Annotated in this window: 1 protein-coding gene (cut by a window edge); it reads right to left on the bottom strand. The window is 74.9% G+C overall.

Features of this window, described 5'->3' with window-relative positions; all coding sequences use genetic code 11:
* Positions 1 to 15095: the 5' portion of an SDR family NAD(P)-dependent oxidoreductase gene (locus BJ969_RS10730; RefSeq protein ID WP_184478798.1), read on the bottom strand. Its footprint begins 8929 nt before the window's first position; 15095 of the gene's 24024 nt are visible here — the first part of the coding sequence; the start codon lies at positions 15093 to 15095; its stop codon lies beyond the left edge, outside the window.

Here is a 15095-nt window from a genome sequence, read left to right as displayed (position 1 = left end):
TTCACCGCCGAACCGCGGATCACGGCGTGCACGTGGTCGCCGTCGGCGAGCGCGTCGGACAACCGGCGCAGCACCACGACTCCCACGCCCTCACCGGGCACGAAGCCGTCGGCGGCGGCGTCGAAGGTGTGGCAGCGCCCGGTCGGCGAGAGCATGCCGCCGCGGCCCGCGGCCAGCTGGGTGTCCGGGGTGGTGGTGACGCTGACCCCGCCCGCGATGGCGAGTTCGGTCTCCCCCGCCCACAGGCCCTGGCAGGCGAGGTGCACGGCGACCAGCGAACTGGAGCACGCCGTGTCCACCGCGATGGCGGGTCCGTGCAGGTTCAGGTGGTAGGCGACGCGGCCCGGCACCACCGACGGGGCGTTGCCCCACGCGGCCTGCGCGGGCGGCGCCTGCTCGAACCACTCGGCGTAGTCGCCGCCGGTGCACCCGGCGTACACCCCGCAGCGGCGCCCGCTGAGCTCGGCGCTCGCGTGCCCGGAGTTCTCCAGCGCCGTCCAGGCCTGCTCCAGGAACAGGCGCTGCTGCGGGTCGGTGTAGGTGGCCTCGATGCCGGTGAGGTTGAAGAAGTTCGCGTCGAACTCGTCGATGCCGTCGAGGAAGCTGCCCGCTCGGCAGGTCAGGTCGTCCACATCGGACAGGTCCCAGCGCTCGATGGGGCCGACGAGGTCGTCGCCCGCGGCCAGGTGCGCCCACAGGGCGTCCAGGTCCGGAGATCCGGCGAACCGGCCGCTGATGCCGACGATGGCGATCGGCTCCCGCTGCCCGCCACCGGCGGGTGCCGGGGCGGAGGTCACGGTCTGCGGCGCGGGGGCGGGCGGCGCGACCTGCGGCGGCGCGACCGGTGCGGCGGGAGCCACCGGGGCGGCCGGTGCCACCGGGGCGGGCAGTCGCGGGTCGTGGCTCTCGGCGATGTGCTCGGCGAGCTGCGTGACGCTGCGGTAATCGAAGATGACCGTGGTCAGCAGGTCGACGCCGAGTTCCTCGTTGAGCCGCTGCACGAACTTCGCGCCGACGATGGAGTCCAGCCCGTAGTCGGCGAAGGCCTGCTCCAGCCCGATCCGCTCGGCGGGCATCCGCAGTGCTTCGGCGAGCGCCGCCAGCACCACGTCCGCCACCGACACGTCGGCGACCGGCGCCTGCTCGACGACGGGTGCCGGAGCCTGCGGGGCGGATTCCGCCGCCGCGTCGGGGTTTCCGCCGCGCGGGCCGCGGGCCTTGCCGTCGCTGCGGGCGACGACGATCTGCTGCCCCAGCGACAGCGAGTCCGCCGCCGGGTGCCCGATCTCGGCGAAGCCCTCCTGGTGCAGCACCCGGCGCCAGCTGTGCGGCGAGAGCGCGGGACTGCCGGGAGCGCGCAGTTCGGCGTCGTCGTAGAGCCACCAGCCGTCGAGCAGCCCGAACGTCAGGTGGTTGACCAGGTAGAAGCCGCTGATCTCGTTGAGCGCCAGCATCCCGCCGCCGCGCAGCAGCGCCTTCGAGTGCCGCAGCGCGGGCCGGATGTTCTCGGTCGCGTGCAGCACGTTCGCGGCGATCACCACGTCGAACGCGCCGGTGGCGAGACCCTGGCCGTGCGGCGGCTTCGCCGCGTCGAACAGGCGGTAGGTCAGGAAGTCCCGGCCGGGCCCGAAGGTGTCCTGCGCGTTGTGCAGGAACGCCTGCGACAGGTCGGTGTAGCAGTACTCCGCCACGTCGATCCCGTTGCGCGCCAAGGCTTCCAGCACCGGTCCGGTGGTGCCGCCGGTACCGGCGCCGACCTCCAGCACCCGCAGCGTCGCGGCCGGGTCGGCCGCGCGGCGGGCGCGCAGGAAGGCGACGACCTGTTCGGCGAGCACCGCGTTGAAGTGCTCGGCGACCCGGTTGTCCCGGTACACCCCGGACACCAGGTCGAACGAGCCCTGCGGGAACAGCACGTCGGTCGCGGTGGTGGTGCCGCGCAGGATGTCGGCCAGCGCGGGCAGGGTGCGCTCCAGCAGCCGCAGCGGGGCGCGCAGGTCGGAGTTCAGCTCCGCCCAGCGCTCGGCGCCGCGCAGCCACTCCGCGCGGCACGCCGCGGCGTCCTCGGTGCCGGGGCTCCAGCGGCCCGCGGCGTCGATCAGGCCGTGCTCGGTGAGGGTGCGCAGCGTCGCGGTCAGCCAGCCGTCGAAACGTGCGGCGACGCCGTTGCGCGCCTTCCACTGCTCGACGTCGCCCGCCGGATCCAGCCCCGTGCCGCGCAGTTCCGCCGCCAGGCAGCGGTGCAGCGCCGCGTCGATCTCCGCGGGCACCGGACCCGCGTGGTACTCGGCGAGCCCGGCGGGCAGCGCCACCGGCGCCGGCTCGACCTGCGCGGCCGGGCCGTGCGGGTGCAGGCTCAGGGTTTCGCCGGTCAGCGCGCCCTCGACCGGCAGCGGCCTGCCGAGGCGCATGAACCCGATCTGGTCCAGCGGCCCGGCCAGCAGCCGTTCGATCGCGCCCATCGCGGTGGCCACGTCGATCGGAGCCAGGCCCATCGCGGTCACGTCGCGCAGCAGCTCGTCGGGGACGTTGCCCCAGTAGCCCCAGTTCACGACCTTCACCGGGAACCCGAGGCTCTTGCGCAGCTCCGCCGCCCGCGCGTCCTCGAACGCGCAGGCCGCCGAGTAGTGCGCCTGGTTGGCGTTGCGGATGAAGCTCACCAGCGACGAGATCAGCAGGATGAAGTCCAGCCGGTGCCCCGCGAACACGTCCGCGAAGTGCACGCACGGGTCGACCTTCGCGCCCAGCGTGGCGTCCAGTTCGGCCTCGCTCATCTCGGCGAGCGGGGTGTGGCTGAACACCATGGCCAGGTGCACCAGGCCGTCGATTCGGCCGTGGCGGCGCAGCACCTCGTCGCGCAGCGCGGCCAGCGCCGCCGGGTCGGCGGCGTCGGCGGGCAGGTACTCGGGAGCGCGGCCGCCGGCGGCGACCCGCGCCGCCTTCTCCCGGATGCCGTCGTCCTCGGCGCGGCGGCCCACCCACACCACGCGGGCGTCGTGGGCGCGCAGCAGGTACTCGGTGAGCATGACGCCGAGGTCACCGGCGCCGCCGACGAGCACGTACACGCCGCCGCGGCGCAGCACCGGGTTCGCCGGTTCCGGGGTGGGTTCCACGGGCAGCAGCTGCCTGCGCAGGTACTGGCCGCCGCGGCGCGCGAACGGGTGCGCGCGCCGGTCCGCGGGCAGCGCGAAGACCTCGGCCGGGACGAACGGTTCACCGTCGGCGAGGTCGACCGCGCGCAGCCGCCAGTGCGGCTGCTCCTTCGCGAGCCCGCCGAGCAGGCCGTGCAGCCCGGCCTGCGCCGGGTCGGCCGTCTCGGTGCCGCTCGGGTCGAACGCGCCGTGCGTGATCAGCGTCAGGCCGAGCGGCTCGTCCGCAAGGCCGAGCGCGGTGATCGCGCGCAGCACCCGGAACATGCGGCGGGTGGCGGCGCGCTGCTCGGCGATCTGCGCGTCGGCGCCGGTCAGGACGCGGGTGGGGAACCGCATGATCACGTGGTCGACGGGACCCGCGGTGGCCAGGGCCGCCGCGTCGTCGGCGCCGAGCTCCACGACCTGCGAGTACCGGTCGCGCAGCGCGGCCAGCTGCTCGGCGGCCAGGCCGATGGCGATCAGCCGGGAGCGGTCGCTCGGGAAGGGCTTGCCGCGCAGCAGCCGCGTCGGCTCCCACACCGGGTGCAGCGTGAGGTCGCCCGCGGGGATCTCGTGCGCCCCCGCGACCGGTCCGGCAGGTGCGGTGACCTGGGAGCCGACGCGCTGGGCGGCGATCGGAGCGGTGGCACCGGTGACCTGCGCGCCGGCTCGCTCAGCAGTGACCGGCGTGCTCGAAACCTGGTGCGCCACCGGGGTTTCCGGGCGCTGCGGGAGTTCCGCGAGGCCGTCGGTGTACCAGTACTTCTCCCGGGCGAACGGGTAGCCCGGCAGCCCGACCTTGCGCGGCCGGGGTCCGTCGGCGTGCACCCGCGCCCAGTCCACGTGCAGTCCGCTGGCCCAGGCCTCCGCGAGCGGGGCGAGCTTGCCGCGCCGCGCCCAGCGCACCACGGTCTCCTGGAAGTCGTCGTCGGCGATGAACCCCTTTGCCGCGCCGCGACTGCCGGTCTCGACGTGGCCGCCGTCGGGCGTGCCGCCGCCCGCGCAGGTGTCCAGCGCGTCGATCAGCCCCGCCAGGTCGCGCACCACCACGGCGAACCGGGCGCTCATCGCCTCCCGGCCCACCTGCAGCGTGTAGGCGATGTCGGTGAGGTCCGCGTCCGACCAGTCGCCCGCGCGCAGCGCGTCGCGCAACCGGCCGGCCGACGCGCGCAACCGGTCGGCGTCGGCGGCCGAGAGCACCACCACGACCGGTTCCGCCGCGCGCGGCGACGGCTCGGGCGCGCGGTGCTCCTCGACGAGCAGGTGCGCGTTCGCACCGCCCGCGCCGAACGAGGACAGCCCTGCCAGGCGCGGCTTGTCCCCGTCGCGCCGCCACGGCGCGGCTTCGCGCTGGAGCACGAACGGGCTCTGCGCGAAGTCGATGTTCGGGTTGGTGCGCTCCGCGTGCAGCGACGGGACGAGGGTGCCGTGGCGCAGCTGCAGCAGCAGCTTGCTCAGGCCCGCGATGCCCGCCGCCGACTCCAGGTGCCCCACGTTGGACTTCGCCGAGCCGAGGGCGCAGAACTCGCGGTCGGCGGTGAACTCGCCGAACGCGGCCGACAGACCGGCGACCTCGATGGGGTCGCCCAGCGAGGTGCCGGTGCCGTGGGCCTCGATGTAGCCGATGTCGCGCGGGTCCACGGCGGACCGGCGCCAGGCGTTGCGGATGACGGCGGCCTGCGCGTTCGGGTTGGGCACGGTGAAGCCGTGGGTGTGGCCGCCGTGGTTGACGGCGCTGCCCCGGATCACGCCGAGCACCCGGTCCCCGTCGGCGAGCGCGTCGGCCAGCGGGCGCAGCAGCACCGCGCCGACGCCCTCACCGGGCACGTAGCCGTCACCGCCCTCGCCGAAGCTGCGGCAGCGGCCGTCGCTCGCGGCGAACTGGCTCTCCCCGATCATGAGGTACTTGCTCGGGTGCAGCGACAGGTTCACGCCCCCGGCCAGCGCCGCGCCGCACTCGCCGCGCTCGATGGCGGCGATGGCCAGGTGGATCGCGGTCAGCGCCGAGGCGCACATGGTGTCGACGGCGACGCTGGGGCCGCCCGCGTCGAAGAAGTACGACACGTGGTTCGCGATGGAGGCGAGGCTGCCGGGCACCACTACCGGGTCGCCGAGGGCGCTGCGCTCCGCGCCGTAGAGCTGGTACTCGGAGTACATGGCGCCGACGAACACGCCCACGTCCCCGGCGTCGGCCCCCACGCGGGCGCGGGCGGCGGCGCGCAGCGCGTCGCGGGTGTAGCCGGCGTCCTCCAGCGTCGAGTAGGCGGTCTGCAGGAACAGCCGCTCCTGCGGGTCCATCGTGGACGCCGCCTTCGGCGAGATCCCGAAGAACAGCGGGTCGAACTCGTCGACGCCGTCGAGGAACCCGCCCCACTTGGTGTAGGTCTTGCCGGGCACGCCGCGGCGCGCGTCGAAGTAGCGGTCGTGGTCCCAGCGCTGCACTGGGACCTCGGTGATGCTGTCGCGGCCCGCGAGCAGGTTGGACCAGAACTCGTCGAGGTCGCGGGCGCCGGGGTAGCGCCCGGCCATGCCGACGACGGCGATGGCGGTGCCCTCGGCGGACTTCGGCTCGGGAGCCGGGGCGGACACCTCGACCGGCCGCGTCGCGGCGGGCACGACAGGAGCGGGCGCCGCCGGAGCCGGTGCGGCCGGTTCGTCGGTGAGGCCGACGAGTTCGGCGAGCGCGTCGGGCTGGGTGCGCAGGAAGTGGCCGACCAGGCCGTCGATGGTGCGCACCTCGAAGAACAGGGTGCTGCCGACGTTGTCGAGCACCTTGCGGACCGCGTCGGTCAGCTGCACGACCAGGATGGAGTCGATGCCGTAGCGGTCGAAGGACACGTCGCCGCGGATGTCGGACACCGGCAGTTGCAGCGTGTCCGCGACCAGGCCGCGGAAGAAGTCCCGCGCCGCCCCCCGCAACCGCTCCTCGCGATCACCGAAGTCCGAAGTGGACACCGCGATCACGGCCTCGCCGTTCGCGACGGGTTCCGCTGCCACGACGGGCGTTTCCGCCACGACCGGGGCCGCCTCGGGCAGCGCGCCGCGGAACGCCGACGCGCCGTCCGGCCGGGGCTGGCGCACGAGTCCGTCGCTCTCGGCGACGATCACCTGCTGGCCCAGGTCGTCGGCTCCTTCCGCCCCGACGAACGCCGAGCCGAACCCGACCTCGCCGAGCACCCGCTGCCAGTCGCGCGGCGCCAGGCCGGGAGAGCCGGCGATGCGCGGCGCCGGGTCGTCGTAGAGCCACCACCCGTCGAGCAGCCCGAACGTGAGGTGGCTGAACACGATGTTGTCGGACAGCTCGTTGAGCAGCAGCACCGCGTTCGGGCGCGCGGCAGCCTTGGCGTTGCGCAGCGTGTTGCGGATGTTGCGGGTGGCGTGCAGGACGTTGGTGGCGATCACCACGTCGAACTGCCCCGGATCGGTGTCCTGCCCGGCGAGCGGCTTCTCCGCGTTGAAGATCCGCCCGTCCAGGTAAGGCGCGATGTCGCTGTAGGTCTTCTTGGCGTGCAGCAGGAACGCCTTGGAGATGTCGGTGTAGCGGTAGGTCTCGACGTGCTGCGCCCACGGCCGCAACCGCCGGAACACCACGGCGCTGGTGCCGCCGGTGCCCGCGCCGATCTCCAGGATGCGCAGCTTCGCCGCGGGGTCGGCGGCGAGCCTGCGCTCCAGGTAGTCGACGAGGGTGTCGGCGAGAACGTCGTTGAAGTAGTCGGCGACGGGGTTGTTCTTGTAGACCGCCTCGACCAGTTCCAGCGAGGTGTTCGGGAACATCACGTCGGTCGCGGGACGGCGCCCGGTGAGGATGTCCGGCAGCGCCCGCAGCGTCGTGTCGACCAGCACGGCCTGCGCGCGCTTGGCCTCCTCGGCGACCCACCGGTCCTTGTCGCGGTCCCACTCGGTCCACGCCGCGTCCAGGGACACCGGGCGGGTGTCGGTGCTGGAGTAGCGCTGGTCGCCGTCGTGGCGCAGGTGCCCGGCTTCGGCGAGCACGGTGAGGCTGTGCTCCGTCCAGCGCTGGTAGCGGTCCTGGATGCCGCCGGCGGCGCGCCACTCGGCCGCGGTGGCGGAGCGGTCGTCGCCGAACAGGCCCAGCGAACGCAGCAGCGCCCAGGTGATCCGCACCAGCGCGTCGTGCATCGAACCCGCGTGCCCGTCGGCGCTGGCCCGCAGGCTCGCGACCTCCGCCTGCCGGTCCGGCCTGCCGTCGCGGAGCTCGGTGATCAGCGACGGGACGGTGGCGGGCAGCCCGGTGACGGCGTCCTCGGAGTAGAGCCCGTCGATGCTGCGGGAATCGGTGGCCTTGAGCAGCGCCAGCTGCCGGTGCGGGGAGGCCAGCAGCGCGTCGAACGCGGCCATGCCCTCGTGCGGTTCGATGGAGCCCAGGCCGAGCTGCGCCATCCGCTGCCGGTAGCCGTCGGCGGTGACGATGCCGACCCCGGCCCAGTAACCCCAGTTCATCACCTTCACCGGGCAGCCCAGCCGCGCTTCGAGGCGTTCGGCGTAGGCGTCGCCGAAGGTGCATCCCGCCGCGTAGTTGGCCTGGCCGGGCGCCTTGAAGAACGCCTGCATCGAGGAGAAGAACGCGACGAACTCCAGCGGCTGCCCGGCGAACACCTCGGCCAGGTTCACCGACACGCCGGCCTTCACCGCGAACGTCGTGCGGAACCGCTGCTCGTCCATCCGCGCCAACGTCTGGTCGCCGAGCACGATCGCGGTGTGCAGCACACCGCGCACCGGGCCGTGGCGGCGCACGATCTCGTCGCGGGCGCGGGCCAGCGCGTCGCGGTCGGTGGCGTCGGCCTGCACGTAGTCCGGCTTGGGTCCGTGCGCGGCGAGGGCGTCCTGCTTCGCGGCGATCTCGGCGTCCAGCGGGCGGCGGCCGATCCACACGACCTGGGCGCCGTGGCGGCGCATCATGTGCTCGGTCCACACGACGCCGATGCCCCCGGCGCCGCCGATGGCGACGAGCACGCCGCCCGGTTCCGGTGCCTCGTGCGCCGTTCCCGGTTCGGCGACTTCGAGCAGCCGCTGGCGGTACCACTCACCGTGGCGGTGGGCCAGCGCTTCACCGCGCGCATCGGCGGGCAGCGCGAGCAGCTGCGCCCACGGCACCGGTCCGGCGACGTCGGCGACGCGGCAGTGCCAGTGCGGGTACTCCTTGGCGAGCGTGCCCGCGAGGCCGTGCACCCCGGCCTGCGCCGGGTCGCCGCCGGTGTCGCCGGGCAGCAGGCGACCGCCGCGGGTGACGACGGTGATGCCGAGTTCGCGCGCGTCGGCGCCACCGGCGAGCAGCGCCTTCACCAGGCGGAACAGCGCGATCGGCGCGTCGGCCGCGGTGTCCGTGGCGGGGGCGATCCAGATGGCGTGCTCGACGTCGGCGGGCAGCCGGGTCGCGAGCTGCTCGGCCGGTTCGCCGGCGCGGAGGTCGAGCACGGTCGCCGTCGGGTGCAGCCGCCGCAGTTCGGCCTGCTCGGCGGCGTCGCCGCCCAGCAGCACCACCCGCGCGCCCGGAGCGGGCCAGCGCGGGGTGTCCTCGGCGGGCAGCGCGTCCCACACCGGGGCGAGCAGCGTCGCTTTCGGGGCGTCGCCCGCCGGGCCGGTCACCTGGCGGGAGGCGTAGCCGCGCAGGCTCGCGCTGAGGCGTCCGCCGTCGTCGTAGAGGTCGATGTCCACTTTGGTCACGTCCCGGTCGGCCGCGGGCTCGTAGCCCGCGGTGTGGCGCAGGTGGGCCCACATGCGCTCGGAGGTGGGGGCGAAGATGTCGATGATGTCCAGCGCGAACGGCAGCGCGGGGGCGCCGGCGCGTTCGGCGAGCGCGCCGGTGGCGTCGCCGTGCAGCCCGACGACGGCCTGGATGGCGCTGTCGAGCATCGCCGGGTGCAGCGCGAACTCCGCGTCGTGCGCGCCCGGGGGCAGCACGAGCCGCGCCAGCACCTCACCGTCTCCTATGGACAGTTCGTCGATGGCGCGCAGCCGGTCGCCGTGGCGGATGCCGACGGCTTCGAGGGCGTCGTGGCACTGCTGCCGCGACAGGGTGCGCAGGCCGCAGCGAGCCCGCAGCTCCGCCAGCGCGACGGGCTCCGGGGCGCCGGGAGTGCCGATGCGGCCCTGGGCGTGCACCTCGGAGCCGTCGCGCAGCACCCGGAACGCCTCGCCGTCGAGCTGCACGCTGAGCTCCGCGCCCTGCTGCTGCACGGGGAACGGCGCGGGCCACACGACGTCGCGCAACCGCACCGGCGTGCTCCGGTCGCCGGTGGCCGCCTGGCGGGCCACCTCCAGCGACAGCACGCCCGGCAGCACCGCCCGGCCGTTGACGTGGTGGTCGGCGAGGAAGAACTCCTCGCCGGTGAGGCGGAGCCGGTGCGCGCCCGGCCGTTCGGTGCGCTCCGCCGGCGGCTCGGCGGCGATCTGCGCGGCGGGCCGGTCGATCCAGTAGCGCTGCCGCTCGAACGGGTAGGTCGGCAGCGAGACCTGGTACCGCGCGGCGGCCGGGAAGTGCTCGCCGAAGCGGTCGACCTCGCCGCGCACGTAGGCCCGCGCCAGCTCGGCCGGGGATTGCGCCCGCGCGCCGTCGGCGGTGCGCGGGTCGGCCGCGGTCTCGCCGGTCAGCACGGCGTCGTCGGCGGATCCGGCCAGCCAGCCGCGCAGCCGCGCGGCCAGCGCGGGCAGGTCGGCGGCGACGGTGGCGAGCCGGTGCGGGAAGTGGCCGCGACCGGCCGCGAGGCTGTACGCCACCGCACCGGCGGGCAGCGCGGGTTCCCGGTCGAGGTGCGCGAGCAGCCGCTCCACGACGGCGCGCAGCGCGGCGGGCGTGCGCGCCGAGAGCAGGAAGGCGTGCTCCCCACCGGGGTCGGCGGGCCGGGCCGCGGAGTGCTCCTCCAGCACGACGTGGGCGTTGGTGCCGCTGGCGCCGAACGAGCTCACCGCCGCGCGGCGCGGCCCGGCCGGCGGCGCCTGCCAGGTCCGCGCGGACCGCTCGATGCGGAACGGGCTGCCCTCCAGCGCCACCGCGCGGTTGGGCTCGGCGAAGTCCGGGGAGCCGGGGATGCGCCGGTTCTCCAGCGCCAGCAACGACTTCACGACTCCGGCGATGCCCGCCGCGAACTGGGTGTGGCCCAGGTTGTTCTTGATCGACCCGAGCACCGCTCCCCCGGCCGGGGCTCCGGCGAAGGCGCGGCTGAGCGCGCGGAACTCGATGGGGTCGCCGAGCTGCGTCCCGGTGCCGTGCGCCTCGACGAGCTGGATGCCGCCCGGTGCGATGCCGCCCTCGGCGTGCACGTCGCGCAGCAGCTGCTCCTGGGAGGCGGCGCTGGGTGCGGTGATGCCGTTGGTGGTGCCGTCCTGGTTGGTGCCGGAGGCGCGGACGACGCCGTAGACGTGGTCGCCGTCGCGCTCGGCGTCGGCGAGCCGCTTGAGCAGCACCGCGCCCGCGCCCTCACCCGGCACGAACCCGTCGGCGCGGGAGTCGAAACCGTGGCAGCGCCCGGACGGCGAGAGCATCCCGGCGCGGCTGGCCGAGCGGTACAGCCGGGGCGTGGTCTGCACGAACACTCCGCCGGAGATCGCCATGTCGGCGGCCCCGGAGCGCAGGTCGCGGCAGGCCAGGTGCAGCGCCACCAGCGAACTGGAGCAGGAGGTGTCGGTGGTGAGCGCCGGGCCCTTCAGGTCGAGCTGGTAGGCGATGCGCGAGGCCACGACCGAGCCCATCGTGCCCCACAGCGCCTGCGCGGGCGGGGCTTCGTCGAGGTGCTCGTAGTAGTCGCCGGTGTAGCAGCCGACGTACACGCCGCAGTTGCGGTCGCGCAGCCGCTCCCCGGTGTAGCCGCCGTCTTCGAGGGCGTTCCAGCACTGCTCCAGGAAGATCCGCTGCTGCGGGTCCATGTAGGTGGCCTCGACCCCGGAGATCGCGAAGAACACCGGGTCGAACCGGTCGATGCCGCGCAGGAAGCTCCCGGAGCGGCAGGTGATCTCCGGGCCGAGCGGCCAGCGCGTGACCGGTTCCAGCAGGTCGGCACCGGCGAGCAGGTGGTCCCACAGGGCGCGCGGGTCCTCGGCGTCGGCGTAGCGCGCCGCCATGCCGACCACGGCGATGGCGTCGTCGTCCGCGCCGTCGGCAGAGGCGCGGTCGGCGGGGGCGCGGTCGGCGGGGGCGCGGTCGGCGGACGTCGCCGCCGCGGCGGGACGAGCGGGCTGCGCGGTGGCCGCGGCGTTCACCCCGGGCGCCCGGAGCGCGTCGCCGTAGGACTCCAGCAGGAAGGCGTGCAGGCGCTCGACCGTGCCGTGGTCGAACAGGTCGGTGGTCTCCAGCTCGGCGTCCAAGGCGGCGTTGAGGGTGTGCACCAGGTTCACGCCGAGGATCGAGTCCAGGCCGTAGTCGGCGAACGGGCGGCGGCGCTCGATCTCGGCGGCCGGCATGTCCAGGGCTTCGGCGACCGCGTCCAGCAGCACCTGCTCCACCTCGGCGGCCGTCGCCCCGCGCGGCGCCGCAGCGGGCGCGACGGCGGGTTCCGGCTGGGACTGGGCGAGTTCCGGGCGGGCGGGCTCGAACCAGAACCGGCGGCCCGCGAACGGGTAGCTCGGCAGGTGCACCCGCGTCGCGGCGTCCGAACCCAGCGCGCTCCAGTCCAGCGGCATGCCCTTCGCCCAGAACGCGGCGAGCTCGGCCAGTTCGTCGCGGGCGATCCACTGCGCGACCAGGGCGCGGAGTTCAGCCTTCCCCGCCAACGCGTTCAACGTCTCGCGGGTCGCCCGGACCCGGCCGCGCCACCACTCGCCGTCGCCCTCGGGGTCCGCCAGGAACGCCCGCAGCTGCTCGCGCCACGCGCCGGCGGTGCTCGCCGCGAAGCACACCCGTTCGTCCATCGGCTCCCGGCCGAGCTGCAGGGTCGCGGCGACGGCGGGCAGGTCCACCTCGGTCGTGGCGTCGAGCCACCGGGCGAGCTGCTCGGCTCGGGCCAGCAGGTCGTCGCCGGTGCGCGCCGACAGCGGCAGCAGCACCGCCCGCTCCGGAGCGGGCGCCTCCGGGACGTGCTCGTACTCGGCGACGATCACGTGCGCGTTGGCGCCGCCCGCGCCGAACGAGGAGATACCCGCCATCCGGGGCGCCCCGTCCGCGCGCCGGGACCACGGCGCCGCCGAGGTCTGCAAGGTGAACGGAGTCGCGCCGAAGTCGATGTTCGGGTTGGGCCGCTCGGCGTGCAGCGTGGGGGCGAGCTCGCCGTGCTGGAGCTGCAGCACCGCCTTCGTGAGCCCGGCGATGCCCGCGGCGGCTTCGAGGTGGCCGATGTTCGACTTCGCCGAGCCGAGCGCGCACCGGCCGGTCCGGCCCGCGAAGGCCTCGGTGAGCCCGTCGACCTCGATGGGGTCGCCCAGCTCGGTCCCGGTGCCGTGCGCCTCCACGTAGCCCAGCTCGTCGGCCGACACGCCCGCGCGGTCCAGCGCTTCCCGGATCAGCTCGGCCTGCGCGCGCGGGTTCGGGACGGTGTAGCCGTTGCTGCGCCCGCCGTGGTTGATGGCGGAACCGAGGATCACCGCGTGGATCGGGTCGCCGTCGGCCTCGGCCTTCGACAGCGGCTTGAGCAGCACCGCACCCACGCCCTCGCCGGGCACGAAACCGTCGCCGCCGTCGCCGAAGCTGCGGCACTCCGGACCGGCGGCCAGCATCCGCGACCGGCACAGCTCCACGTAGGTCGACGGATGCAGGTACAGGTTGACACCACCGGCGATGGCGAGTTCGCAGGCGCCGTGGCGCAGGTGCTCGCAGGCCTCGTGGATCGCGGTCAGCGACGCCGAGCACATGGTGTCGATCGGCATGCTCGGGCCGCGCAGGTCCAGCAGGTACGACACGCGGTTGGCCAGCGATCCGAACGAGGTCCGCGGCGCGCCGGGGACCCCGTCGGTCGCTCGTGGACCGTTGCGGTCGAAGCCGGTCTTGGTGATCCCGGCGAACACGCCGACGCGGGAGCCGTGCCGCTCGGCGAGGCGTTCGCGGGTGTACCCGGCGTCCTCCAGCACCGACCAGGCGCTCTCCACGAACAACCGCTCCTGCGGGTCCACGTCGGCGGCCTCGCGGGGCGCGATGCCGAAGAACGCGGCGTCGAAGCGGGCGAAGTCGTCGAGGAACGCGCCCCACTTGCTGTAGCTGGCGCCCCGCTGCACGGCCTGCTGCGCGTCCGGCTCGTAGAAGCCCTCCAGCGACCAGCGCTCGGCGGGGATCTCGCGGACGCTGTCGCGGCCGGTGCGGAGGTTCTCCCAGAACGCTCCCACGGTCGGCGCGTCCGGGTAGCGCCCGCTGAGCCCGATGATCGCGATGGGCTCGTCCCGCGTGGTGTCCGCGGGACGGGAGCCGGACGGGCCGTGCGCTCCACGTGGGGCGGATGCCGCCCGGCGGGGGTGCTCAGCGGGGACGTCGAGACCGGTGGCGCGCTGCTCGGTCCGTGCGGGCGCGGACGATTCCTCCGCCGCACCAACGGTGTCCGCCGCGTCGGCGAGCCACCGCAGGCAGCCCTCCGGGTGCCGCTCGGCGAGGTGCCCGGCGAGGTCGTGCAGCGTCGGGTGCTGGTAGAGCAGCGTCTTGGGCAGCGCGCCGAACCACTGTGCGAACTCGCGGTTGAGCCGGGTCACGGCGAGCGAGTCGATGCCGAAGGAGTCCAGCGGCGCGCCCGCGTCGAGCTTCGCCGGGTCCAGCCGCACCGTCGCCGCGATCAGATCCTTCAACACGGGCAGCACGCGGGCCCGCAGGTCCCCCGCCGGTTGCGCTTGCACGTCGCCCTCCTCGTCGATGACCAGTAGCTGGGGTGCGCCGCTCGCCAGCGCTTCGCGCAGGGCGCGCATCGCGGTGGCGGTCGGCAGCGGGTGCCCGAAGCGGGCGGTGAGCGCGGGGACCTCGGCGGCGTCGACGGTCATGCCGCCGTCGCGCCACAGCGGCCAGCCGACGGAGGCGCTGCGCCCGTGGCGCCGCCCGGCGGCGACCAGTCCGGCGCGGTAGGTCTGGTAGGCGTCGAGGAACCCGTTCGCGGCGGCGTAGTCGGCCTGGCCCGCGTTGCCGAGCGCCCCGGCTCCGGAGGAGAACGCGACGAGGAAGTCCAGCGGCAGGTCCCGCGTCGCCTCGTCGAGGTGCACCAGTCCGGCGACCTTCGGCGCGAGCACGCGCTGCGCCCGCTGGTGCGACTTGCGGATCAGGTAGTCGTCGTCGATCAGCCCGGCGGCGTGCACGATGCCGTCGATGCGCCCGTGGGCGCGCACCAGATCGGCGACGAGTTGTGCCACGGCCGCCCGGTCGGTGACGTCCAGGGTCCGGTATTCGCCGTGCGGCACGGACTTCCCGCTCGACCGTCCACACAGGACGACGTGCGCGCCGGGCGCCTGCTGGGCGATGTCCTCGGCCAGCAGCGCGCCGAGACCGCCCCCGCCGCCGGTGATCAGGTAGACGCCACCGGGACGCCACACCGGTGCGGCCTCGGGGCGCGCGGCCGGTTCCCGGTCGCGGACCTGGCGGCGTCCGCCGTCGTAGCGCACGTGCACCTGCCCGCCGCCGAGCTCGGCTTCCAGCACCTCCGCGAGTTCCGCGCCGGACGGGAGCCGGGTGAACTCGACGAGGTGGCCGTGCAGCGCCGGGTCCTCCTGCCCGGCGGTGCGCAGCATGCCCAGCAGACCCGCGTAGCCGGACGCCGTGCCCTCCTGGCACACCACCTGCACGGTGCACGTCCCGCCGGAGGGCTGGCTCAGCAGCCGCTGGAGCTCGCCGAGCAGCCTGGTCGCGGCGTGCTCGTAGGCCGCGGCGGGGCCGTCGTCCCGGCGTTCGATCCGCGCCACCGACACCTCGGGAAGCCGCTCGCGCAGCTCGGCGACCGCCGCGTCGGGGACGTCGCAGAGCACGACGAGCCGCCGGGTTCCGGCCGGCGCGGCGGGCGGGGGCACCGGCTCGTCGCGCCACACCGGCAGGCGAAGGATCTGTCGACTCAC

Source organism: Saccharopolyspora gloriosae (assembly GCF_014203325.1).
Classification (GTDB): Bacteria; Actinomycetota; Actinomycetes; order Mycobacteriales; family Pseudonocardiaceae; genus Saccharopolyspora_C; species Saccharopolyspora_C gloriosae.
The sequence above is the reverse complement of the archived record's forward strand: the minus strand, read 5'-3'. Positions and strand labels throughout refer to the sequence as shown.